General features: G+C 68.8%; 23 protein-coding genes. 12 read left to right on the forward strand and 11 right to left on the reverse strand.

Features of this window, described 5'->3' with window-relative positions; genetic code table 11:
• Positions 1 to 156 precede the first annotated feature (156 nt).
• The 5 genes from AB0P17_RS19190 to AB0P17_RS19210 all read left to right on the forward strand — a co-directional run bounded on the left by AB0P17_RS19190 (position 157) and on the right by AB0P17_RS19210 (position 3,811).
• Positions 157 to 978, forward strand: coding sequence for an ATP-binding cassette domain-containing protein (locus AB0P17_RS19190; protein WP_365812408.1), 822 nt, complete (start codon positions 157 to 159; stop codon positions 976 to 978).
• Entirely contained in the window at positions 975 to 1,736 is a 762-nt protein-coding gene (locus AB0P17_RS19195; protein ID WP_365812410.1) for an ABC transporter permease, read from the forward strand. Before AB0P17_RS19190 ends, AB0P17_RS19195 begins: the two co-directional genes overlap by 4 nt.
• Positions 1,737 to 1,751: 15 nt before the next feature.
• Entirely contained in the window at positions 1,752 to 2,576 is an 825-nt protein-coding gene (locus AB0P17_RS19200) for a MerR family transcriptional regulator (protein WP_365812413.1), read from the forward strand.
• Positions 2,577 to 2,617: 41 nt separating this feature from the next.
• A complete protein-coding gene (locus AB0P17_RS19205) occupies positions 2,618 to 2,947 on the forward strand; it encodes a DUF427 domain-containing protein (RefSeq protein ID WP_365812415.1) in 330 nt (109 codons plus the stop codon).
• An 87-nt stretch (positions 2,948 to 3,034) separates the two neighbouring features.
• Positions 3,035 to 3,811 carry an alpha/beta fold hydrolase gene (locus AB0P17_RS19210; RefSeq protein WP_365812417.1) on the forward strand — a complete coding sequence of 259 codons (777 nt, stop codon included), beginning with the start codon at positions 3,035 to 3,037 and terminating at the stop codon, positions 3,809 to 3,811.
• 23 nt (positions 3,812 to 3,834) lie between these two features.
• Here the strand turns inward: AB0P17_RS19210 and AB0P17_RS19215 are convergent, their stop codons facing one another.
• Complete coding sequence (locus tag AB0P17_RS19215; RefSeq protein WP_365812419.1) at positions 3,835 to 4,332, reverse strand: ATP-binding protein; 498 nt, start codon at positions 4,330 to 4,332, stop codon at positions 3,835 to 3,837.
• A 251-nt stretch (positions 4,333 to 4,583) separates the two neighbouring features.
• Here AB0P17_RS19215 and AB0P17_RS19220 point away from each other — a divergent pair, with 251 nt between their 5' ends.
• The 5 genes from AB0P17_RS19220 to AB0P17_RS19240 all read left to right on the forward strand — a co-directional run bounded on the left by AB0P17_RS19220 (position 4,584) and on the right by AB0P17_RS19240 (position 8,921).
• The gene (locus AB0P17_RS19220) at positions 4,584 to 5,435 is read left to right on the forward strand and encodes a helix-turn-helix transcriptional regulator (protein ID WP_365812421.1); all 852 of its coding nucleotides are present in this window, start codon (positions 4,584 to 4,586) and stop codon (positions 5,433 to 5,435) included.
• A 3-nt stretch (positions 5,436 to 5,438) separates the two neighbouring features.
• Positions 5,439 to 5,648: a DUF397 domain-containing protein gene (locus tag AB0P17_RS19225; protein WP_365812423.1), complete on the forward strand. Its 210-nt coding sequence runs from the start codon at positions 5,439 to 5,441 to the stop codon at positions 5,646 to 5,648.
• 105 nt (positions 5,649 to 5,753) lie between these two features.
• Entirely contained in the window at positions 5,754 to 6,173 is a 420-nt protein-coding gene (locus tag AB0P17_RS19230; RefSeq protein WP_365812425.1) for a hypothetical protein, read from the forward strand.
• 25 nt (positions 6,174 to 6,198) lie between these two features.
• Positions 6,199 to 7,941, forward strand: a complete 1,743-nt coding sequence (locus tag AB0P17_RS19235; protein WP_365812427.1) for an alpha/beta hydrolase — start codon at positions 6,199 to 6,201, stop codon at positions 7,939 to 7,941.
• Between the two features lie 296 nt (positions 7,942 to 8,237).
• The gene (locus AB0P17_RS19240) at positions 8,238 to 8,921 is read left to right on the forward strand and encodes a hypothetical protein (RefSeq protein ID WP_365812429.1); all 684 of its coding nucleotides are present in this window, start codon (positions 8,238 to 8,240) and stop codon (positions 8,919 to 8,921) included.
• 37 nt (positions 8,922 to 8,958) lie between these two features.
• On the opposite strand, the gene mnmA is transcribed toward AB0P17_RS19240, so the two are convergent.
• The gene (gene mnmA, locus AB0P17_RS19245) at positions 8,959 to 10,086 is read right to left on the reverse strand and encodes a tRNA 2-thiouridine(34) synthase MnmA (protein WP_365812431.1); all 1,128 of its coding nucleotides are present in this window, start codon (positions 10,084 to 10,086) and stop codon (positions 8,959 to 8,961) included.
• 60 nt (positions 10,087 to 10,146) lie between these two features.
• Between mnmA and AB0P17_RS19250 the strand changes: the two genes are divergently transcribed.
• Complete coding sequence (locus AB0P17_RS19250) at positions 10,147 to 10,887, forward strand: peptidoglycan recognition family protein (protein WP_365812433.1); 741 nt, start codon at positions 10,147 to 10,149, stop codon at positions 10,885 to 10,887.
• 4 nt (positions 10,888 to 10,891) lie between these two features.
• Here the strand turns inward: AB0P17_RS19250 and AB0P17_RS19255 are convergent, their stop codons facing one another.
• Complete coding sequence (locus AB0P17_RS19255) at positions 10,892 to 12,055, reverse strand: cysteine desulfurase family protein (RefSeq protein WP_365812435.1); 1,164 nt, start codon at positions 12,053 to 12,055, stop codon at positions 10,892 to 10,894.
• 196 nt (positions 12,056 to 12,251) lie between these two features.
• On the opposite strand from AB0P17_RS19255, the gene AB0P17_RS19260 reads away from it, so the two are divergent.
• The gene (locus AB0P17_RS19260; RefSeq protein WP_365812437.1) at positions 12,252 to 13,115 is read left to right on the forward strand and encodes an alpha/beta hydrolase; all 864 of its coding nucleotides are present in this window, start codon (positions 12,252 to 12,254) and stop codon (positions 13,113 to 13,115) included.
• A gap of 150 nt (positions 13,116 to 13,265) precedes the next feature.
• On the opposite strand, the gene AB0P17_RS19265 is transcribed toward AB0P17_RS19260, so the two are convergent.
• The 8 genes from AB0P17_RS19265 to AB0P17_RS19300 all read right to left on the reverse strand — a co-directional run bounded on the left by AB0P17_RS19265 (position 13,266) and on the right by AB0P17_RS19300 (position 22,584).
• Entirely contained in the window at positions 13,266 to 14,099 is an 834-nt protein-coding gene (locus AB0P17_RS19265; protein ID WP_365812439.1) for a thioesterase family protein, read from the reverse strand.
• Between the two features lie 77 nt (positions 14,100 to 14,176).
• Positions 14,177 to 14,827 carry a trimeric intracellular cation channel family protein gene (locus AB0P17_RS19270; RefSeq protein ID WP_365812494.1) on the reverse strand — a complete coding sequence of 217 codons (651 nt, stop codon included), beginning with the start codon at positions 14,825 to 14,827 and terminating at the stop codon, positions 14,177 to 14,179.
• A gap of 216 nt (positions 14,828 to 15,043) precedes the next feature.
• Positions 15,044 to 16,306, reverse strand: coding sequence for a dipeptide ABC transporter ATP-binding protein (locus tag AB0P17_RS19275; RefSeq protein ID WP_365812496.1), 1,263 nt, complete (start codon positions 16,304 to 16,306; stop codon positions 15,044 to 15,046).
• Positions 16,307 to 16,323: 17 nt separating this feature from the next.
• Entirely contained in the window at positions 16,324 to 17,463 is a 1,140-nt protein-coding gene (locus AB0P17_RS19280; protein ID WP_365812441.1) for an ABC transporter ATP-binding protein, read from the reverse strand.
• Positions 17,460 to 18,467: an ABC transporter permease gene (locus tag AB0P17_RS19285; protein WP_365812443.1), complete on the reverse strand. Its 1,008-nt coding sequence runs from the start codon at positions 18,465 to 18,467 to the stop codon at positions 17,460 to 17,462. Before AB0P17_RS19285 ends, AB0P17_RS19280 begins: the two co-directional genes overlap by 4 nt.
• 160 nt (positions 18,468 to 18,627) lie before the next feature.
• Entirely contained in the window at positions 18,628 to 20,388 is a 1,761-nt protein-coding gene (locus AB0P17_RS19290) for an ABC transporter substrate-binding protein (RefSeq protein ID WP_365812445.1), read from the reverse strand.
• A 42-nt stretch (positions 20,389 to 20,430) separates the two neighbouring features.
• On the reverse strand, positions 20,431 to 21,429 hold the full coding sequence (locus AB0P17_RS19295) for an ABC transporter permease (protein ID WP_365812446.1): 999 nt from the start codon (positions 21,427 to 21,429) through the stop codon (positions 20,431 to 20,433).
• A 360-nt stretch (positions 21,430 to 21,789) separates the two neighbouring features.
• Complete coding sequence (locus tag AB0P17_RS19300; RefSeq protein WP_365812448.1) at positions 21,790 to 22,584, reverse strand: enhanced serine sensitivity protein SseB C-terminal domain-containing protein; 795 nt, start codon at positions 22,582 to 22,584, stop codon at positions 21,790 to 21,792.
• Between the last annotated feature and the right edge of the window lie 79 nt (positions 22,585 to 22,663).

Genomic DNA, 22,663 nt, shown 5'->3' on the forward strand with positions numbered 1-22,663 from the left:
GCACCCGCCGCGCGGAGCCTCCGGCAGGGCGGTCGCAGGGGTTCCGGCGCCGTGGTCGGAGCGGGCTTGACCTTGACGCCGGGTCAACCCTCCATCCTTCCGGCAGGAGCTTCCTCGCAGTCGCCGGGAACAGCTCCGCAAAGGAGGCGGATGACCATGACGGCCCAATCGATCGCCGGTCCGGCGATGCGCGTGCGGGGTCTGGAGAAGTCGTACGGCAAGCTCGACGTGCTGCGCGGCGTGGACTTCGACGTGGCGCGGGGCAGCATCTTCGCCCTGCTCGGCTCCAACGGGGCGGGCAAGACCACGACCGTGAGGATCCTCGCCACGCTCCTCAAGGCCGACGCGGGAACGGCGAGCGTCCATGGCTTCGACGTCGCCACGCACCCCGGGAACGTGCGCGAGTCCATCAGCCTCACCGGGCAGTTCGCGGCCGTCGACGAGATCCTCAGCGGTCGGGAGAACCTCGTACTCGTCGCCAGGCTGCGCCACCTGAAGGACCCGGCGGCGATCGCCGACGACCTGCTGAGGCGTTTCTCGCTGACCGAGGCGGGCGCGCGCCGGGTGTCGACGTATTCGGGTGGGATGCGCCGCCGGCTGGACATCGCGATGAGCCTCATCGGGAATCCGCCGGTGATCTTCCTGGACGAGCCGACGGCCGGGCTCGACCCCGAGGCGCGCATCGAGGTGTGGCAGGCGGTCAAGGAGCTCGCCGGCCACGGCACGACGGTACTGCTCACCACGCAGTACCTGGACGAGGCCGAGCAGCTGGCCGACCGGATAGCAATCCTCCACCAGGGCCGGATCATCGTGAACGGCACCCTCGCGGAGCTCAAGCGGCTCTTCCCGCCCGCCACGGTCGAGTACGTCGAGAAGCAGCCGACCCTGGAGGAGATCTTCCTCGCGATCATCGGCGGCGACGGCACGAGCGACACCACCGTCACAGACACGGCACAGACAACCAAGGGACGGGAATGAACGCGCACTTCTTGGGCGACACCGCTGTTCTCACGGGGCGGACCCTGCGCCATGTCACACGCAGCGTGGACACCGTCATCACGACCGTCATCACACCGGTCGCCATGATGCTGATGTTCGTCTACGTCTTCGGCGGCGCGATCGACACCGGGTCGGTCCCGTACGTCAACTACATGCTGCCCGGCATCCTGCTCATCACGATCGCGTCGGGCATCTCCTATACCGCGTACCGGCTGTTCACCGACATGAAGAGCGGAATCTTCGAGCGATTCCAGTCCATGCCGATCGCACGGTCAGGTGTGTTGTGGGCCCATGTCCTCACCTCTCTGGTCGCCAATGTGATCTCGCTCGTGATCGTCGTGGGCGTCGCGCTGCTCATGGGCTTCCGCTCAGGAGCGGGCGTGCCGGCCTGGCTCGCCGTCGCCGGCATCCTGCTGCTGTTCACCCTGGCCCTGACCTGGATCGCCGTGATCCCCGGGCTCTCCGCGGCGTCGGTCGAGGGCGCGGGGGCGTTCGCCTACCCGCTCATCTTCCTGCCGTTCATCAGCTCGGCGTTCGTGCCCACGGAGACCATGCCCGGCCCGGTGCGCTGGTTCGCCGAGCATCAGCCGGTGACGTCGATCGTCAACACGATCCGCGACCTGTTCGCCCAGCGGCCGGTCGGGGACGACGTCTGGATCGCCTGCGCGTGGTGCGTCGGCATCCTGGTCGTGGCGTACGTCTTCGCGATGGGCGCCTTCCGCCGGAAGCTCGGCTGAGGCAGGCTGAGGCCCATGCTCACCATCAGCCGGCTCGCGGCGTACGCCGGGGTGACGGTGCGGGCGGTACGCCACTACCACCAGATCGGGCTGCTGCCGGAGCCCGAGCGCGACCGGTCCGGTTACCGCAGCTACGACGCCGCCGCGGTCGTGCGCCTGATCCGGATCCACACCCTGGCGGATGCCGGCGTGCCGCTGGCCCGGGTGCAGGAACTCCTCGACGCCGGCCCGGAGGAGTTCGCCGACGGCGTCCAGGAGATCGACAAGGACCTGCGCGCCGAGATCCGGCGGTTGCGGGGCACCCGCGGACGGCTCGCCCGGCTCGCCGCCGGAGAGCACCTGGCGCTCCCCCAGAGCGTCGTGGACTACCTCGACCGGCTGCGGGGTCTCGGCGTCGAGGAGCGGTACATCGAGCTGGAGCGGGATGCCTGGATCATGATCGCCGCCCAGGTGCCGCATCAGATGGACGCCGTGATCGCCAAGAAGCACGAGGAACTGGACCACCCCGACATGGTGAGGCTCTACAGCCTTCTCAGTGGGTCACTCGACTGGTCGGCCGACGATGCTCGGGCCGTCGAGATCGCCGACATCCTGGAGCGCCTGATGATGCGCGCGGAGGAGGCCGGCGAGCTGGGTGACAACGCCATGGACGACCAGTTCGTCGACCTGATGGACTCAACCATGGCCAACTCCTCACCGGGTGCCCAGCGACTCCTGGCAATCCTGGAAGAACGGGGCTGGCGGGGCTGGACCCGCGTCGAGCGGGTGCCTGCCGCCCGGCTCGGCACCGGGCTGCCACCCTCCGGGAAGAGCCCGGCGCGCGACGTTGCTGAACAGTAGAGAGTGAACCGGAACCGCACCCCCCGAAGGGACCGAGCACCATGGCCACAGGACACCGCATCACGGTCGAGCAGGGCACGGAGCACGTGCGCGTCGTACGGGACGGACAGGTCGTCGCGGAGAGTCGCGCTCCGCTGGTGCTGCGCGAGACCGGCTGCCCGGCCCGCTACTACCTCCCGCCGCAGGACGTACGGACGGAGCTGCTGACCCCCTCGGACACCACGACCCACTGCCCGTTCAAGGGCGACGCGTCCTACTGGTCACTGCCGGACGCGCCGGACCTGGTCTGGGCCTACCCGACCCCGAAGGCCGAAGTGGCCCAGGTCAAGGACCACTTCTGCTTCTACGACACCGAGGTGGTGGCCGCCTGAGAAGGCCGGCGGAAATCCACCGCGAAAACTTCTGCCGTGGAGCGATGAGTTGGGCGCGGCCCGCCGGTCTGACTCTCCATGGACAACGTGTGCAAGGTGAAGTCGGGGGACGGCACCCCGATCGCTTACCGGCGGTCGGGCGAGGGACCGCCGGTGATTCTGGTGGGCGGCGCGTTCAGTACGGCGGAGTCGGAGGCGCCACTGGCCCGGCTGCTCGCGCCGCGCTTCACGACGATCACCTACGACCGGCGCGGCCGGGGCGCCAGCGGCGACCGGGCCCCGTACGCCGTGGAGCGTGAGGTCGAGGACCTCGCGGCGCTCCTCGCGGTGGCGGGCGGCAGCGCGGCGCTGTACGGCGTCGCCTCGGGCGGCGCGCTGGTCCTGGAGGCGGTGGCGGCGGGGCTGCCGGTCACCCAGTTCGCGGTGTACGAACCGCCGTACGCGACCGATCCGGCCGCCCTGCGGGCGAGGGCCGCGTACACGGAGCGCCTCACGGAGCTGCTGGCGCGCGGTGAGCGGGACGCGGCGGTGGAGCTGTTCCTGTCGGCCATGGAGCTGCATCCGGCGACGATCGAGGTGATGCGCCGCTCCCCGCTGTGGCCGGACCTGGCGGCGGTGGCGCACACCCTCGCCTACGACGACCAGGTGCTGGGCGAGGGGCTGATCCCGGTCCGCCGCCTCTCTGCGGTCACCACCCGCGCGATGATCGTGGACGGCGGCGCGAGCCCCCCGGTCGTCCGCGACGCCGCCCGCGCGGCGGCCCGCGCCCTCCCGCGCGGTCGGCACCGCACCCTGACGGGCCAGACCCACGAGGTGGCCCCGCATGTACTGGCACCGGTCCTGGAGGAGTTCTTCGCGGCGTAGGGCCCCGCCCGGCCGCTCAGCGCTCAGGCCGCGAGGGCGGTCACACCACCGAGAGGGGGCGGCCCGCCGTCCAGGGCGAGTTCGAACCAGATGGTCTTGCCCCCGGCCCCGTACGGCCCCTCCCCCACGGCGCAACCGCCCCACCGATCGGCGACCAGGTCGAGCATCACGAGCCCGCGCCCGCCCTCGCTCTCCCCGCCACCGCGACTGCCCACCCCCGAACGCTCGGGGAGATCCGGGCTCATGTCCCACACACTGACGCGCAGTACGGGGCACAACCAGTGCAGCCGGAGCGAAGCGGGCCCCTTGGTGTGCCGTACGGAGTTGGTCGTCAGCTCGGACGCCAGCAGCTCCGCCCGGTACATGAGTTCGGTGAGCCCATGGGCGGTGAGGACGGCCCGCAGCGTCGTACGGGCGATCCGGGGCCCGCGCGGGTCGCAGGGGAAGCCGAGTTCGTACTGCCAGGGCTCGTTGAACGGGATGGGGATCGGGTGGAGTTGGGGGTGGGGTTCCGGATTCACGGGACACCTCCTGGGTGCGTGATGTCGTGGCGTCGGCGGTGGCAATGCCTGGACCGCGCCTGCCAGTTGTGCTGGGGCAGGTCCAACCCGGTGCGCTTCCTATGACGTTGAGCGAGTGAGCAATTCCAGACAGTAAGGCATCACCTAAAACCCGTGCTACCCACTTCACCCGAACGAGTTTTATTCGCGCTTCCGGTGGATCCGGCTACCGCGCCGTCGGCAGACTGTGCGCTGACCGAGAAGAGGACGGCATGGCACCACGACAAGCACCCACCATTCGCCAACGTCGATTCGGAGCCGAACTGCGGCGACTCCGGGACGCAGCAGGTATGTCCGGCCCGATGGCCGCCGAACTGCTGGGCTCGGACCGCACGATGATCTCCAACATCGAAGCCGGACGCTTCGGCATCAGCGAAGAGCGCCTACGCCGTCTGGCCAGCATCTACGAGTGCGACGACACAGACCTGGTCAACTGCCTGGCGGAAATGACCGGTGGGCGAAGGAGCGGCTGGTGGGACGAGTACCGAGGCAAGATCCCACCCGGTTTTCTGGACGTGTCCGAACTTGAACACGACGCGGTGCGGCTGCGCACAGTCCAGACCGCACACCTGCCCGGCCTCTTCCAGACCGAGGATCACGCACGGGCGACCTTCGAACTCCCCGTTCCCCCCCTGCCGCGTCTGGAAGTGGAACTCCGGGTAGCGCACCGCTTGGCGAGGCAGTCAGTGATCACGAGGGACGATGCCGTCTTCTACGTCGGTGTCATCCACGAGGCCGCACTGAGGATGCGCCTCGGCAGCCGAGACACTGCGCGCACGCAGCTACGGCACCTCTTGGACTCCAGCGAGCGCCCCAACGTCACTCTGAGAGTGATCCCGTTCACCGCAGGAGGCTTCGCCCTGCTGGACACCTCGCTCCTGTACGCCGAGGCATCCAATCCACACCTGGACACAGTTCAGATGGACACGCCTACCGGCGCGGTGTTCATCGACTCACCGACTCAGCTCGCCAACTTCCGTACGCGACTGGACTTGGCCGAACAGGTGGCGTTGACTCCTTCGAAGTCGAGGGAGTTCATCCGTTCCATTGCCAAGGAGTTGTGAGAGGTGTCCCACGTATCAGAGTTGCGCTGGGTGAAGTCTTCGTTCTCGGGCGATGGCGGCAACAACTGCGTCGAAATCGCCGTCACAGGGCCGAACACCGTCGCCCTCCGCGACAGCACCCGTCCCACCCGGATCACCACAATGGGCCAGGCCGCCTTCCAGACGCTGATATCCGCAGTGCGGGCCGGGCGGTTCGACCCTATCCAGACCTGACAGCCGCCGCGCCCTCCTCGGCCACTCCGCTCTTGACAGCCCGCGTGATAACTTCGCGATCGCAACTCGCGCTGTTGTCAACGTGCTTCATGGGGGGGCAGGCTCATGACGTTGAGCCCACAGTGGGAAGAACTCTTCGGACCGGCCGAGCCGAAGGCGCAGACACGGCTCGCCTCGGCTGGCCCCGGCGATGCGGGCGGAGAGGCCGATCTTCAGCAGGACGCGGCTCCTTGGACGACGGCCGCAGGGGTTGCCGCCGAACTGCACACGACGACCGGAACAGCTCGCAGCGATCTGGATCTTGCGCACGACGGGGTCACCTGGGGCCTGGAAGGGTTCACGATCGGCGCCATTCTGGCAGAAGTACACAAGGGATGGGACAAGCGGCTCGGCAACGTGCGCAACGAGTGTTCCCGGCTTGACGGGGCGCTGAAAGCGGTCGGACGGGATTTCGGGGAGACCAACACCGAGGTCAAGGATTCGTTCCAGCGGCTCATTCCCAAGCCGCCCGAAGAGGGCAGGTGAGCCGGGCGTGTTGACGTGGCAACACGTGCGCGACATCAAGCGGAACGAGTACGAGCAGGCGGCCGACGGCTGGGGCAAGGTCAGCGCGCGAGCGAGCGTGGCCATGGACCGGGTCGATCAGGAGATGATCGCCACACTTCAGAAGTCGCAGCGGGGCAAAGCCGCCAAGGCGGCGCTGAAGGACCTCGGGCGGCTCAGCCGAAATTTCCAGTACCTCCATACCGAATGCGGGTTGATCCGTACCGCACTGAACGGCTTCGCCTCTGAACTCGCCGGCCCGCAGCGCAAGGTGAAGCAGGCCCTCGAAAACGCCGAGTCCCTCGGCTTCACGGTCAAGCCCGACGGCTCGGTCGAATACCCGCCTTCTCCACTGGCTCCCGCTCCCAACGCTCCCGGCGCGGGAACCGCCCGGCCCGGCGCTCCGATCCCGCTCCTGCCCGGGAAAGGCGAGGGAGGGGGAGACGCCAACAAGGGCAAGGCGGAGGAGATCGCCGAGTTGCTCGCGACGGCCGTAGGCGAAGCTGCCGAAATCCATTCTCGCTACTCCGAAGCGCTCTCCAAGCTCAAGGCTGCCGACGGACTGGAGGTCACCGCCCGGATGTGGGCGGACGCGGCGAAGGACATCGGTGCCGTACGCAAAGCCGCCGGAGACTACGCCGACGCCAAGGACATCCCTAAGGACAAAAGCCCGGCGGAGAACGCTGATTGGTGGCGGCAACTGCCACAGGAACAGCGCGATGAATTCGCCACGCTCTACCCGGCGAGCATCGGCGCTCTCGACGGGCTGCCGGCGGAGGTACGGGACGAGGCGAACCGCACCGTACTGCGGACCACCACGGCGGACCTGGAGCTGGAGCGCGCCGCACTGGTGAGCCAGAAGGACAGAATGGGCCATTACGACCGGTACGGGTACCAGAAGGCCACGCGGCGGATCAAGGCGATCGACGAGGACCTGAAGGGGCTCAGATCGGTGCAGGATCACCTCGACACAGCTGGGCAAAAAGATCTACCGGAGCTCTATCTCCTCGGCGTGGACACCGAGAAAGAAGGACATGCCATTGTCTCCGTGGGGAACCCTGACACCGCCGATAACATCACTACATATGTTCCCGGAATGAATACCGACCTTGAAGGAATCGGCAAGGATATTGTTCGGGCCGAGAATTTCTACCTCGAATCCTCCAAACATGGAGCCCAGGGAACGAAATATGCCTCACTCATGTGGCTCGGCTACGACGCACCACAGGGCCCAATTTCCGTCGCGAGCGAGAATCGCGCCAACGCCGGAGCGCCCGTTCTCAATGATTTCTTGGACGGCTTGCAAGCATCCCATCAGGGTCCGCCCGCGAACGATACCGTGATCGGCCACAGCTACGGATCTCTCGTCACGGGCAAAATGCTGGCGGGTGACGAGACCCCACCCGCCGATGCCGTCATCTTCATCGGCAGCCCTGGAGTCGGCGTGGATCACGCTCGCGACCTCAATCTTCCCCCGGAGGCGGTATGGGCGGGCAAGGCAAAGAATGACCTCGTAGCGCAACTTCCGACTCGCACGTTCTGGGACCCTCGCGACTGGGGTCACCGACCCTTCGGCACCGATCCAACCTCGCAGGAATTCGGCGGAAATTCATTCGGAGTTCAGGACGGAAATAAGCTTCCACCCTTCTCTGCACACAGTCTCTACTGGGACGAATATTCCGAATCTCTAAGAAATATGGGCCTCATAGCAAATGGGGAATATCCGACGAGCGGGGCACGTTCAGAGTGAATAGTAGGCGCCTACTGACCGGCCTCGTCCTGGCTTTTCTTCTACTGGCGGGCTGCAGCACCGGAGGAGGGGGCTCCCCGTCCTCTCAGACATCGAACGGATCTGCCAATGAAGATGGAGGCACTCCCATGGATATGGGGCAAGCCGAACGCACAGCCGATGATTTGATTCAGCAAGCAGTGCATGGCGTAAATCCTGTACCGCGTCTGGAGCCCCTCGGGGGAGGCGTGAAGCCCTGTCTGGACCCGAGTGACGGTGGGTCAGAAGACCGTGTCACGCTGACACGTGGCTACTGGATGCGGGACATCCCTCTCGACCAGGGCAAGGACATCGTTCGCCAGGTCTTCGAGAACTGGAAAGCCGCCGGTCACACCGTCGATGCCGCACCGGACTACGAGCGCAGGGCCGTCGGCGCCAACCTGCGCAGCAAGCCGGACGACTTCCTCATGCAGGTGGCCATGGGCGTCGGCGGCCAGCTCAGCGTGGGCGTCACCTCCCCCTGCTTCTGGGACAAGGAGCCCGACGAGGTCAAGGCCCCTGTCTCAAAAGACCTCGGCCTTCCCACCCCCACGACCAAGGCCGAGCTGAAGGTGCGGCAGCAGGCCCTCAGCGGCGTGAGGGACGTCTCCAGCCAGGTTCTGGACGGCCTCATCGGCGGCTGGCCCTCCGAGGAAAAGCCTTACGTGTACGTCCGGAGCCAGGACGGCTCCTGTGTGGGACAGCATCAGTGGACGTACACCTGTGAGGACGCTTCTGTCGCCGAGCGCGCCTATCAGCGGCTGGTGCGCAAGCTGACCGAACGCGGTTGGCGTTTCGAGGCACCGCCCGAGGAGGTCGCGGCTCAGGGCGGCGACGCGATGCTGGCTCTGACGCCGGACGAGTACGAGTCCGGGGCCGTGGTCGAGCGTCCTCGCGGAGGGGCCGTGATCACTGTGTCCGCCGCGTGGGAACGGGAGTGGCCGCCGCCGTACATGCGCTGAGGCCGACGTCCGGGCCGCCTACGGCCCCCGGCGGGCGTCAGCCCGCCAGCGCCCCCCTGCGGCGTTCCGTCGTCGCGATCGTCGCCGAGCCCACGACGCGGGCGCCGTCGTACAGGACGATCGCCTGGCCGGGGGCGACCCCGCGGACCGGTTCGGCGAAGCGGACGTGGAGGGTGCCGTCGATCAGCTCGGCCGTCACCGGGGTCTCGCCGCCGTGGGCGCGGAGCTGGGCCGTGTAGGCGCCGGGACCGGCGGGGGCGGTGCCGCACCAGCGGGGCTTGAGGGCCGTCAGGGCGGTGACGTCGAGGGAGGCGGCGGGGCCGACCGTGACGCGGTTGTCGACCGGGGAGATGTCCAGGACGTAGCGCGGCTTGCCGTCGGCGGCCGGGTGGCCGATGCGCAGGCCCTTGCGCTGGCCGATGGTGAAGCCGAACGCGCCGTCGTGGCTGCCGATCTTCGTACCGGACTCGTCGACGATGTCGCCCTCGGCCCGGCCCAGGCGGTCCGCGAGGAAGCCCTGGGTGTCGCCGTCCGCGATGAAGCAGATGTCGTGGCTGTCGGGCTTCTTCGCCACGGCCAGGCCCCGGCGCTCCGCCTCGGCGCGGATCTCGTCCTTGGTGGTGAGCGTGTCGCCGAGGGGGAACATCGCGTGGGCGAGCTGCCGCTCGTCCAGCACACCCAGGACGTACGACTGGTCCTTGGCCATGTCGCTGGCCCGGTGCAGCTCGCGGGAGCCGTCGGGGGCGGTGACGACCGTCGCGTAATGGCCCGTGCACACCGCGTCGAACCCCAGGGCGAGCGCCTTGTCCAGCAGCGCCGCGAACTTGATCTTCTCGTTGCAGCGCAGGCACGGGTTGGGGGTGCGGCCCGCCTCGTACTCCGCGACGAAGTCCTCGACCACGTCCTCGCGGAAGCGTTCCGCGAGATCCCACACGTAGAACGGGATGCCGATCACATCGGCGGCACGGCGCGCGTCCCGGGAGTCCTCGATGGTGCAGCAGCCGCGCGCGCCGGTACGGAAGGACTGCGGGTTGGCGGAGAGCGCGAGGTGCACGCCGGTGACGTCGTGGCCCGCCTCGGCGGCGCGGGCGGCGGCGACGGCGGAGTCCACGCCGCCCGACATGGCGGCGAGTACGCGCAGGGAACGCTGGGAATTCTGAGTCATAGCCCAACCAGGGTACGGCCCGGGGGAACCACAGTCGCGCGGATATGCGTTCACGATCATATGGACGAGAACGAGCAGGGTACGGCCGGCCGCGGCGCGAGGGGCAGCCGCCGGGCGCCCGCGTCCTCGGACAGGAAGAAGATCGGCCGCAGGGCGGTGCTGATCGGCGGCGCGGCGGCCGTGGTCGGCGGGGGCGTGCTGGCGCGGAACGAGCTGGCGCGGTTCTGGTGGCAGGTTCCGGGGGTCGCGAAGCCCCGCAAGGAGGGTGAGCTGGATTACGCCCCGTCGGAGTGGGTGGCGGCCTCGTCTGCGAACTGGCGCCGGGCCGACCGGCCCGACGACTTCCGCATCGACCGGGTGGTCGTCCATGTCGTCCAGGGCAGCTACGAGGTGGCGCTGAAGGTCTTCCAGGACCCCGGGCACGGCGCGGCGTCGCACTACGTGGTCGGGGAGGACGGACAGGTCGCGCAGATGATCCGCGAGCTGGACGTGGCGTACCACGCGGGGAACAGGAGCTACAACGAACGCTCGATCGGTATCGAGCACGAGGGCTTCGTGGACAAGCCCGAGTCGTTCACGGACGCGATGTACCGCTCGTCGGCGCGGCTGACGGCCGACATATGCCGACGATACGAGATACCCGTCGACCGCGAGCACATCATCGGGCATGTCGAGGTCCCCGGGACGGACCACACGGACCCCGGGCCGCACTGGGACTGGCCCCGCTATCTGAAGCTGGTACGGGAGGCGGAGCCGGTCGGGCCCTCGCCGTCGGCGTCGGTCGCCGCGCGGGGGGCCTGAGCCGTCAGCTCAGGCCGGCGTTGCGCGCGCGGTCGACCGCCGGGCCGATGGCCCGGGCGACCGCCTCGACGTCCGCCGCCGTGGAGGTGTGACCGAGGGAGAACCGCAGGGTGCCCCTGGCCAGGTCCGGGTCGCTGCCGGTGGCCAGCAGGACATGGCTCGGCTGGGCCACGCCCGCGGTGCAGGCGGAGCCGGTCGAGCACTCGATGCCCTGGGCGTCGAGCAGCAGGAGCAGGGAGTCGCCCTCGCAGCCGGGGAAGCTGAAGTGCGCGTTGGCGGCGAGGCGGCGGTGGGGGTCGCCGCCGAGGACCGCGTCGGGGACGGCGGCCCGTACGGCCGTGATCAGTTCGTCCCGCAGGGCGCCGATCTCGCGGACGAACTCCTCGCGCCGTTCGGCGGCGAGCCGGCCCGCTACCGCGAAGGCGGCGACGGCGGGCACGTCGAGGGTGCCGGAGCGGACATGGCGCTCCTGGCCGCCGCCGTGCAGCACGGGCACCGGGGTGTACTCCCGGCCGAGCAGCAGGGCGCCGATGCCGTAAGGGCCGCCGATCTTGTGGCTGGAGACGGTCATCGCGGCGAGACCGGAGGCACCGAAGTCCAGCTCGGTCTGGCCGAAGGCCTGGACCGCGTCCGAGTGCAGCGGAACATCGAACTCCGCCGCCACCCGGGCCAGTTCCGGGACCGGCAGGATCGTCCCGATCTCGTTGTTCGCCCACATGACGGTGGCGAGGGCGACATCGAGCGGGTTCCGTTCGATGGCCGCGCGCAGCGCTTCGGGCGACACCCGCCCGTAGGAGTCGACGGGGAGGTATTCGACGGTGGCGCCCTCGTGTTCGCCGAGCCATTCGAGGGCGTCGAGGACGGCGTGGTGCTCCACGGGGCTGGCGAGCACCCTGGTCCTGGCCGGGTCGCCGTCGCGGCGGGACCAGTACAGCCCCTTCACGGCGAGGTTGTCGGCCTCCGTGCCGCCCGAGGTGAAGACCACCTCGCTGGGGCGCGCGCCGAGGGCCTCCGCGAACGTCTCACGGGCCTCCTCGACGGTACGGCGGGCCCGGCGCCCGGCGGCGTGGAGCGAGGAGGCGTTGCCGGCGAGGCCGAACTGGGCGGTCATCGCCTCGATCGCCTCCGGCAGCATCGGAGTGGTCGCGGCGTGGTCGAGGTAAGCCATGGTGGGCTCGATTCTACGAGCGCGGACGGGCGCGGACGCATCCGGTATGGCGCGGGGTCACCGGGGACCGGCCAGGACCGGCCAGAAGCGGCCAGGACCTACCGGGGTCGACCGGAGCCGGCCGGGTGGGAGCGGCCGGGGCCCACGGGCAACCGGGGCTTGCCCGCCACCGTCACGAGTGTTTAGCGTTACGGTCATGACAGAGTGGATCCTCGACCGTACGTTTCCCAGCTCGTCCGGCGAGGTTCGCTGGGCCCAACTCGGCTCGCCCGGCCTGCCGCCCGTCGTACTGCTGCACGGAACACCGTTCTCCTCGTACGTCTGGCGCGCCGTCGCCCGCGCCCTCGCGCCGGACCACCGCGTCCTCGTCTGGGACATGCCGGGGTACGGAGCTTCGGAGAAGGGCGCGGGACAGGACGTGTCGCTGGACGCCCAGGCCCGGGTCTTCACCGAACTCCTCGACCACTGGGGCCTGAGCGGCGGCCCCGGTCGTCCGCCGGCCGTCGTCGCCCATGACTTCGGCGGGTGCGTGGCCCTGCGCGCCCACCTCCTGCACGGCGCCGCGTACGAACGACTGGCGCTGGTCGATCCGGTGGCGCTGGCACCCTGGGGTTCGCCGGCGTACCGGCTGCTCGGCGCGCACAGCGATGTCTTCACCCAGCTGCCGCCCGCGCTGCACCGGGCGCTGGTGCGGGAGTACGTCTCCTCCGCGAGCCATCAGGGGCTGGCCGCCCCGGTCCTGGAACGGCTGGTCGACGACTGGTGCGGGGCGGCGGGCCAACCCGCGTTCTATCGCCAGATCCGGCAGAACGACCAGCGGTACACGGACGAGATCCAGGGCCGGTACGGGGAGCTGGAGCTTCCTGTGCTGATCTGCTGGGGCGCCGAGGACACCTGGATCCCCCCTGCGAAGGGGGCGGAACTGGCGGCGCTGATTCCGGGCGCCGAGCTGCGGCTGTTGGCGAATACCGGCCATCTTGTCCAGGAGGACGCACCGGCGGAACTCACGGCGGCGGTCGGCCGTTTTCTGCTCGGCGGCCGATTTCGCCCCGGGGACTAGGCCAGGCCCAGGAGCCCGCGGGTCTGGAGCAGCAGGAGGATGGAGAGCAGCCGGTCGGACTTCACCCGACCAGGATTCCCTGCCGCCCGGGAATCCCTGCCGTCCAGAAGTTCCTGCCGACCGGGAATCCCTGCCGTCCCGGGAGACCCGTCAGGCGCGGGGCGCGCGGGCCAGTTGGCGGGACTGGGCCACCAGCCGGTCCGCGCTGTCCCAGACCTCCGCGTCCTCCTCCAGGAAGCCGCCGGCCAGGTTACGGGTGGTGACGGCGACCCGGAGCGGCCCCGGCGCCGGGCGGCAGCGGATGTGGGCGGTCAGCTCGACCGTGGGGGTCCAGCCCCGCAGGCCCAGGTCGAAGGAGGTCGGCGGCAGCGCGTCGACGGTGAAGAGCAGCGAGAGCGGGTCGGGGGCACGGCCGTCCGCGAGTCCGAACCAGGCGCGCATCTCGCCCCGGCCGGAGGGCTCGCCCACGGCCCAGCCGACCGTGGCGGGGTCGACCCACATGGAGAGCCGGTCGAGAATGGTGAAGTCACCGGCCGGCAGGGTCGCTTCGGCGGTGTTGACGCACCGCTCCAGCGGTGGCATCTCGGGCGGCTTCGCCGCCGTGCGTATGTCGTCGGGGAGGGCGTCCAGGTCACCGTACGAGGCGAGGAACCGGATCCGCTCCACCTCGCTCCCGTCCTCACCGGTCTGGAAGAGGGAGGCCTGGCCGGTGGAGAGCGTACGGCCGGTGCGGACGGTCTCGGTCCGCACGACGGCCGGACCCGGCACCGAGGGGGTGAGGTAGTGCGCGGAGACCGCGAACGGGTCGGAGTGCGGCAGCGCGTCGCCGAGCGCGCGGCCCATGACGGCCAGCAGATAGCCGCCGTTGACGATGTTCATGACGGTCCAGCCCGGAAAGAGCCGCGTGTCGTAGACGCCCGGAGCGCCGGGGGTGACGGCCGTCTCGCGGTCGAACTCGCTGTCACCGATGGATGCCTGTGCCATGGAACGCAACCGTACAACATGAATTTACTAAGCGGTAGCTTAAAATTACCGGCACGAGGCGCTCCGGCCCGGCGGCGTCACGCGGGCTCCTCCACCGTCGCCGAGCGGCGGTTCCAGGCGCGCGGCGCCCGCCAGTGGAAGCGCATCGCGAGCAGCCGCAGAACGAACGCGGTCAGGACGGCGATCCCCATGGTGAGGCCGTTGAGCACGTCGAAGCGGATGCAGAGCGCCGCCATCGTCGCGCCGACGATGGCGGGCACCGCGTAGAGGTCGCGGTCCCAGCGCAGCAGCGAGGGCACCTCGTTGGCGAGCACGTCACGCAGCACCCCGCCGCCGACCGCCGTCCCCAGACCGAGCACGGCCGAGGACGTGAGGCCGAGCCCGTACTCGTACGCCTTGACGGTCCCGGTGACACAGAAGAGCCCGAGCCCCGCCGCGTCGAAGACATTGACGGCGCCCTGGATCCGCTCGACGTGCGGATGGAGGAAGAAGACCAGTGCGGTCGCCACCAGCGGCATGGAGAAGTAGCCGAGATCGGTGAAGGCGGCGGGCGGGACCGCCCCGATGATCAGATCACGGAGCAGCCCGCCGCCCAGCGCGGTGATCTCGGCCAGCACCGCCATGCCGAAGACGTCGAAGTTCTTGCGTACGGCGAGCAGGGCGCCGGAGATCGCGAAGACGAAGATGCCGGCGAGGTCGAGCGCGTGCTGGACGGACGGGGTGAACAGGGTGAAGAGGGTGTGGAGCACCCGGACATTGTGCCGCTCCCGCCGGACACCCCCGATCGGGCCCACCCCTCCCGCCGACCCGCATCGCCGAGGCCCGCCGCACTGCACCGCCGAGGCCCGCCCACCCGCACCGCCGAGGCCAGCCGACCCGTACACCTGAGGCCCGGCGGATGTCCGCCGGGCCTCAGGTGTGCTCGATGTTCCTCGTACGGGTCGCTACTCGGAGCTGCCGCCGGCGTCCGAACCGGAGTCCGGCGTGGTCTCCGTCGACGTGTCGGGCTTGGCCTCCGGCTTGGCCTCGGCCTTGGCGTCGGTCGACGGCTCCGCACCGTCTGCCACGTCCGCGCCGTCCGATACGTCCGACGCATCCGCGCCGTCCGACACGTCCGCCAGCTCGATCGTCTCCCGCGACGCCACCGAGACCGTGTCCCGCGGACGCTGGTCCGGCGCGTTCTCCGGGTGGTGGCAGGCCGCCTGATGGCCCGGCGCGAGCTGGATCAGCGGCGGCTCCGTCGTCCTGCAGACCTCCGTCGCCTTCCAGCAGCGGGTGTGGAACCGGCAGCCGGTCGGGGGCGAGATCGGCGACGGCACATCGCCCTTGAGCAGGATGCGGTCGCTCTTGCCGCCGCGCCGGCTCGGGTCGGGCACCGGCACGGCCGACAGCAGCGCCTTCGTGTACGGGTGCTTGGGCGACTCGTACAGCGACTTGCGGTCCGCCAGCTCGACGATCTTGCCGAGGTACATCACCGCGATCCGGTCCGAGACATGGCGGATGACCGAGAGGTCGTGCGCGATGATCACGTACGTCAGCCCCAGCTCCTCCTGGAGGTCGTCCAGCAGGTTCACCACCTGGGCCTGGATCGACACGTCCAGCGCCGAGACCGGCTCGTCGGCGACGACCAGCTTCGGGTTGAGGGCCAGCGCCCGCGCGATACCGATGCGCTGGCGCTGTCCGCCGGAGAACTCGTGCGGGTAGCGGTTGTAGTGCTCGGGGCTCAGGCCCACCAGCTCCAGCAGCCGCTGCACCTCCTTCTTCACGCCGCCCTCGGGCTCGATGCCCTGGAGCTTGAAGGGGGTGGAGACGATCCCGCCGATGGTGTGGCGCGGGTTCAGCGAGCCATACGGGTCCTGGAAGATCATCTGGATGTCGCGGCGCATCGGCCGCAGCGCGCCCGCGGACATGTGGGTGATGTCCTTGCCCTCGAACTCGACCTTGCCACCGGTCGGTTCGAGCAGCCGCGTGATCAGCCGGCCCATGGTCGACTTGCCGCAGCCGGACTCGCCGACGACGCCCAGGGTCTCCCCGGGACGTACGTCGAAGGAGAGCCCGTCGACCGCCTGGACGGCGCCGACCTTGCGCTTCAGCACGCCCTTGGTGATCGGGAAGTGCTTGACCAGGCCGGTGACCTTGAGGATCGGCTCCGGGCCCTCCGAGGAACCGCCCGCGGCGGCCCCGTCCGCCGCGACCTGCTCCGGAATCTTCTTCGTCAGCTCAGTCACAGCTTCGGCGCAATCTCTTCGGTCCAGATCTTTTCCCGCTCCGCGCGCGACATGTGGCAGGCGGAGAAGTGCCCGTCGGTGATCTCCCGCAGGTCGGGACGGACCGTACGGGTGAGGTCGTCCTTGGGGACGTCGGCGTACGGGCAGCGCGGGTTGAAGGCGCAGCCGGACGGGACGTTGATCAGGCTGGGCGGGGTTCCCTTGACCGGCACCAGCCGGTCGGTCTGCTCGCGGTCGATGCGGGGCATCGAGCCCAGCAGCCCCCAGGTGTAGGGGTGCTGCGGCTGGTAGAAGACCTTCTCCGCCGCGCCGCGCTCGATGCAGCGCCCGGCGTACATCACGAGCAGGTCGTCCGCGATCTCGGCGACGACGCCGAGGTCGTGGGTGATGATGACGACCGCCGAGTGGAACTCCTTCTGGAGGTCCCGGATGAGGTCGAGGATCTGCGCCTGGACGGTCACGTCGAGGGCGGTCGTCGGCTCGTCGGCGATGAGCAGCTCGGGGTTGTTCACCAGCGACATCGCGATCATCGCGCGCTGACGCATACCGCCGGAGAACTGGTGCGGGTAGTCGTTGTAGCGCCGGGCCGGCTCGGGGATCCCGACCCGGTCGAGCATCTCGACGGCCCGCTTCTTGGCGGTCTTCTTGTCGACCTTGTTGTGGACGCGGTACGCCTCCACGATCTGCGCGCCGATGCTGTAGTACGGGTGCAGCGCGGAGAGCGGGTCCTGGAAGATCATCGACATCTTGTGGCCACGCAGCCGGCGCACCCGCTCGGGGCCCGCGCCGATCAGCTCCTCGCCGTCCAGCCAGATCTCGCCGGAGATGCGGGCGCGCTCGGAGGTGTGCAGCCCCATGATGCCGAGCGAGGTGACGGACTTCCCGGAGCCGGACTCGCCGACGATGCCGAGGGTCTTGCCGGCCTGGAGGTCGAAGCTGACGCCGTCGACGGACTTCACGAGGCCGTCGTCGGTGTCGAAGTGGATGCGCAGGTCCCGTACGGAGAGGAACGCGTCCTTCGCCGCCGGAGCACCGGCGGCGGCCTCCGTACCGGCCTCCGTACCGGCATCCGTACCCGCCGCGCTCTTACCCGCGTCGTCCCCGCTCGCGTGCTGCGTCTTGCTCACGTCGCTCATGAGAGCCTCACCCGGGGGTCGATCGCGGCGTACACGAGGTCCACCAGCAGATTGCAGAGAACGATGAAGAAGGCGGCGACCAGCGTCACACCCATCACGATGGGCAGGTCGCTCTTGGTCACGCCCTGGATGGCGTACGCGCCCATTCCCTGGAAGGAGAAGACGCGCTCGGTGATGACCGCGCCGCCGAGGAGCAGCGCGAAGTCCATGCCGAAGATGGTGATGAGCGGGGTGAGCGCGGCGCGCAGGCCGTGCTTGACGACCACCGTGCGCTCCTGGAGGCCCTTGGCCCGCGCGGTTCTGATGTAGTCCTCGCCCATGGTCTCCAGCATCCCGGCGCGGGTGAGCCGCGCGTAGAGGGCGGAGTACAGGAAGGCGAGGGTGCACCAGGGGAGGATGAGGTTCCAGGCCCATTCCCCGGGGTTCTCGGAGAAGGGTACGAACTCGACGTCCCAGATCTGCCAGTGGGAGCTGAAGAGGGCGAGGGAGACCAGGCCGGTGAAGAACATCGGCAGCGAGACACCGGCGAGGGCGACGCTCATGGTCAGACGGTCGAAGATCGAGCCCCGCTTGAGCGCGGAGAGCACGCCGATGGCGATACCGGAGACGACCCAGATGACCGCCGCGCCGATGGCGAGCGAGAAGGTGACCGGGACGCGCTGGACGATCTCGGGCCACACCTCGACATGGGTCTTGAAGGAGTAGCCGAAGCACGGCGCGTTGCACACCGAGGGGTTGGGGCCGAGGTTGTACTCGGCGCCGACCACGATGGCCTTGATGAAGTGCCAGTACTGGAGGTAGAGCGGATCCTCCAGCCCCAGGTTCGCCTTGATGGCGGCGATGGCGTCGGGATCGGCGCCCTTACCGACGTACTGGGCGGCCAGTGAGTCGGTCGTCTGGCCGCCCAGCCGGGGCACCAGGAAGAAGATCGCGAACGTGACTGCGCTGACCACCAGCAGCAGCAACACCGCGGCGAATACGCGTCGGATGATGTACGCAGCCACAGCCGTGCGGTGTCGGGGCGTCCGGGCGGGGTGCGCCCGTACGATCCGGCACCTTCACCTGCCTTTCGGGGGGGTGCTGATTGATGTAACAGGTGTTACTGAATGTGTGACCGAGCGGGCTCGGAGTCTGTTCCGAGCCCGCTCGGAGGGTCCTGCGGACTTACTTGGACGAGCCCATCAGCACGTAGTCGTACATGCCGAGGTACGACTCGGCGACGGTGACGTTGGTCGCCGACTCCGGGCGGTAGAGCAGGTTCTTGCGGTAGAAGAGCGGCACCGCGGACGCGTTCTCCAGCACCAGCTTGTCGACCTCGGCCCACTTGTCACCACGGGCGGTGGCGTCGAGGGTGCCGATGCCGTCGGTCAGCGCCTTGTTGATCTTCGGGTCGTTCAGCTCCATCAGGTTCGTGCCACCGGACGGCTTGATGGCCGAGCCGTTCACGATCGAGTCGAGGAAGCCGTAGCCGGTGGGCCAGTCGGCACCCCAGGCCATCATCATCAGGCCGGCCTTGTTGTCGTGGACCCACTTGGGCGAGCCCGCGAAGTCGGTGAAGTACTTGTCCGACGGGAACTGCTTGATGTCGGCGGTGATACCGATCGCCTTCAGGCTCTGCTGGATCTGCGTCGCCGCCGTGACCTCGTCGGGACGGTCGGAGCGCGCCGTCAGCGAGGTCTTGAAGCCGTTCGGCTGACCGCACTTGGTGAGGTGCTCCTTGGCCTTGGCCGCGTCACCCTTGTTGCCCTCGGTCGGGTACAGGTCGAACTTCTTGTAGCCGGCGACCGACGGCGGGATCATCGTCGTGGCGGGGTCACCCTTGACCGAGCCACCGATGGAGTCGACCACACCGGCCTTGTTCACCGCGTACTGGACGGCCTTGCGGCACTCGATGTTGTCGAACGGCTTCACGTTGACGTTCATCGCCAGGTACTGGAGCGCACCCGCGTACGGGTTGTCCGTCTTGGCCTTCTCGTCGGCCTTGACGAGCACCTTGGGCTGCGTCTTCGACTGCAGACCGGTGCCGCCGATGTCCGCGGTGATCGTGTCGTTGAGCAGGTGCTCGTCGATCGTCGTGGCGTTGACGTTGAACTTCAGCTCGATCTTGTCCGGCAGCGCCTTGCGGATCGGGTCGGTCGCCGGGTCCCACTCGGGGTTCCGGGAGAGCGTCGCGCCGCGGCTCTCGCTGTACGAGTCGAACTTGTACGGACCGGAGGAGACGATCTTCTTAACGTACTCGGCGCCCGTGTCTGCCTTCTGCGGGACCGGGGCCGTCTGCGAGAACGCGGCCAGGTAGTCCATGTCCGCGAACGGCTTGTTCAGCTTGAAGGTGATCGTGTACTTGTCCGGCGTCTCGATGGACTTGAGACCCTCGGGCGACTTGTCCTTGTACGGACCCTTGTACTTGTCGCCACCGTCCAGGTAGGCCTTGAAGTACGTCGGGCCGTTGGACATCGCCTCGGGCGCGAAGTTGGAGCGCTCGATCGCGTACTTGACGTCCGCGGAGGTGATCTCGGTGCCGTCCTGGAACTTGATGCCCTTGCGGAGGGTGTACGTCCAGGTCTTGGCGTCCGGGCTGCCCTTGCCGAGGGAGGTCGCCAGGTCGGGGACGACCGTGAGGCCTTCCTTGCCGGCGGCGGGCTTGAACGTCACCAGCGAACGGGCGTACAGGCGGGAGAAGTTCTGCACCCAGCCGTAGTACGTGTTGCCCGGGTCCAGGGAGTCGGGGCCACTGGAGTGCTCGTACGTGACCGTGCCCCCCTTCTTCGTGCTGGCGTTGACGATGCTGCTCAGTCCGGCATCGGCCTTCGCGCTGCCGCCCCCATTGCCGTCCTTGTCCTTGCTGTCACCGCTGCCGCAGGCGGTCGCACCGAGTGCCAACGCCAGCGTGACGGCTATGGCCGATGCTGTCTTTCTGCTGTTCACCTGAGGAAAGCCCCCTCGATCGATGGTGCGGCCGGGCCGCGATTACTTGCCACGGGGGTCGAGTGCGTCACGCAGACCGTCCCCCAGCAGATTGAAGGCGAGCACGGTGATGAAGATCGCCATGCCAGGAATGATCATGAACATCGGGTCGACCTCGTACAAGTCGACCGCGGTGGACAGCATGCCGCCCCATGAGGACTGCGGCGGGGCGATACCGACGCCGAGGAAGCTCAGGGAAGCCTCGAAGAGGATGTTGGTGGGGATCAGCAGCGTCGAGTAGACGAGGATCGGCGCGATCAGGTTGGGCAGCAGTTCCCGGAAGAGGATGAACGGGCCGCGCGCGCCGAGCGATCTGGCCGCCTCCACGAACTCCCGTTCGCGCAGGCTGAGGGTCTGCGCGCGCACGATGCGGCCGATGTACGGCCAGCTGAAGAAGCCGATCACGAAGATGAGCACGGCGATGCGCAGGGAGAGCCCTTCGAGCCCGAACACCTGCCCCTGGAGCGACGCCGAGATGGAGATCGCGAAGAGGAGCAGCGGGAAGGCGAGGAAGGTGTCCATCATGCGGCTGATGGCGCTGTCGACCCAGCCGCCGTAGAAGCCGGCCACGACGCCCATCACGACACCGATGACGACCGAGAGCAGCGTGGACCCGGCCGCGACGACCAGGGAGACCCAGGAGCCCTCGATGATGCGGGCGAGGATGTCCCGGCCCGTCTGCGGTTCGACACCCAGCGGGTGGTCCCAGCTGATGCCGCCGAAGCTGCCCTTGGGCGCGAGCAGCACGGGGTCGACGAGGTCCTGGTTGAAGGCGTCGGGGTCAAGGCCGAAGACCGACTGGATCGGCTTGGAGAGTGCGGCGACAAGGACCAGCAGGATCACGATGACGCCGCCCGCCATGGCGACCTTGTCCCGTTTGAAACGCGTCCAGGCGATCCGGCCGAGCGAGCGGCCTTCGATCTGCTTGCCCCCGGCGCCTTCCAGCACCGCTTCCGGCTGCGCTTTCGCCGCCGGACCGGTGGTCTCGATCGGTGCCGTCATTGCGCTGGAGACCCCTCTCGGCCGACGGTGGCCGGCCTGTGACCGCCGCTGTAGCGGCTCAGTTCGCTTCGTTGATGTCGCATGGTGGTCCCCCCGGTTCGGGAGATCCGCTTCTGTCAGCGCGTCGCCCACACATCTGTCGCACATACGTGCCGATGCCACCTGCTGGAGGGAGTCTTCAGCCCTATCGCGATCACATGCCAGCCCCATCGGAGAATGGTTGCTCAACCGTGATGCGATCAGAGGGTTACCGTTATACGGACACCTCTGACGCCTCAGCGGACGACATCGGTCATCACCCCGTCAGATTCGACCAGAACAGGCATGTTTGACCCACTTATTGTCTCCCCCGTGGCGGATTCAGTATGCGCGAGAGGCAGGGGGCGGATAGCCGTAACCGGAGGCTTGGACGGGCGCCGCGTGCGCCGCGTGCGCCTCCCGGTCGTAGAACGGGCGGGAGTTGACCCGCAGCCACATCGTGACCGGGTCGTACTCGTCGGACATCGCGACCGTGGAGACGGGCAACCCGTCGGGGACGGCGGCGATCGACTGACTCATCATCGCGCGTACGGAGTCCACGGAGGCCGGGCTCGTGTCGTACAGGTCGAGCCCGATCGCCAGGTACGGGGCGCCCAGCGCGGGCTGCACCCAGGCCCGGCGCAACGACCGTACGGCGGGGGTGCGGTGCGCGTTCTGGGTGAGCAGGGCGTAGAACTGCGGGAGTTGGATGGCGGGCTCGGAGAGCCGCAGCGGGCCCGCGGGCATCCGGTCGAGACCGGTGGCGATCCGGCGCAGATCCAGCCACGGAATACCGAGGCCGCCGCCGGGGGAGTGCGGATTGAGCCAGATGCCCCAGCGGTCCGGGTAGAGGGCGCGGGCGATATCGCGGCCGGACACCACTTCGTGCGCGCGGGTCCAGCCGCTGACGGACAGCTCATGGGCGGAGGTGACACAGGGCGCGTAACCCAGCCCGTCGACCTCCATGTTGCCGTACTGGGCGTCGGGCGAACCGGCCCTGCCGTGCCAGAGCAGCATCCAGACGCTGTCGTCGGCGAGGGCCTGGAGGAGCGCCTCGTACGCGTCGTACCGTCCCGGCGTCACCTGGCGCAGCATGTGCTCGACCTGCCCGGCCGCCGCGGTGCCTGACGCGCTCACTCTGGGTCCCGCCCCTCTTAGATCCACCATTCGTCCCGCTCCCCCGGCGCCACCCGGGTGCCCCGTGACCCGCGGAGCG

It is taken from the genome of Streptomyces sp. NPDC088124, assembly GCF_040685895.1.
Classification (GTDB): Bacteria; Actinomycetota; Actinomycetes; order Streptomycetales; family Streptomycetaceae; genus Streptomyces.

Coding starts and splice junctions, on each gene's coding strand:
- AB0P17_RS19200 (WP_365812413.1), top strand. CDS start 1,752: ATGCTCACCATCAGCCGGCTCGCGGCGTACGCCGGGGTGACGGTGCGG.
- AB0P17_RS19250 (WP_365812433.1), top strand. CDS start 10,147: ATGGACGAGAACGAGCAGGGTACGGCCGGCCGCGGCGCGAGGGGCAGC.
- AB0P17_RS19255 (WP_365812435.1), bottom strand. CDS start 12,055: ATGGCTTACCTCGACCACGCCGCGACCACTCCGATGCTGCCGGAGGCG.
- AB0P17_RS19260 (WP_365812437.1), top strand. CDS start 12,252: ATGACAGAGTGGATCCTCGACCGTACGTTTCCCAGCTCGTCCGGCGAG.
- AB0P17_RS19230 (WP_365812425.1), top strand. CDS start 5,754: ATGACGTTGAGCCCACAGTGGGAAGAACTCTTCGGACCGGCCGAGCCG.
- AB0P17_RS19205 (WP_365812415.1), top strand. CDS start 2,618: ATGGCCACAGGACACCGCATCACGGTCGAGCAGGGCACGGAGCACGTG.
- AB0P17_RS19295 (WP_365812446.1), bottom strand. CDS start 21,429: ATGACGGCACCGATCGAGACCACCGGTCCGGCGGCGAAAGCGCAGCCG.
- AB0P17_RS19265 (WP_365812439.1), bottom strand. CDS start 14,099: ATGGCACAGGCATCCATCGGTGACAGCGAGTTCGACCGCGAGACGGCC.
- AB0P17_RS19195 (WP_365812410.1), top strand. CDS start 975: ATGAACGCGCACTTCTTGGGCGACACCGCTGTTCTCACGGGGCGGACC.
- AB0P17_RS19240 (WP_365812429.1), top strand. CDS start 8,238: ATGCGGGACATCCCTCTCGACCAGGGCAAGGACATCGTTCGCCAGGTC.
- mnmA (WP_365812431.1), bottom strand. CDS start 10,086: ATGACTCAGAATTCCCAGCGTTCCCTGCGCGTACTCGCCGCCATGTCG.
- AB0P17_RS19280 (WP_365812441.1), bottom strand. CDS start 17,463: ATGAGCGACGTGAGCAAGACGCAGCACGCGAGCGGGGACGACGCGGGT.
- AB0P17_RS19190 (WP_365812408.1), top strand. CDS start 157: ATGACGGCCCAATCGATCGCCGGTCCGGCGATGCGCGTGCGGGGTCTG.
- AB0P17_RS19220 (WP_365812421.1), top strand. CDS start 4,584: ATGGCACCACGACAAGCACCCACCATTCGCCAACGTCGATTCGGAGCC.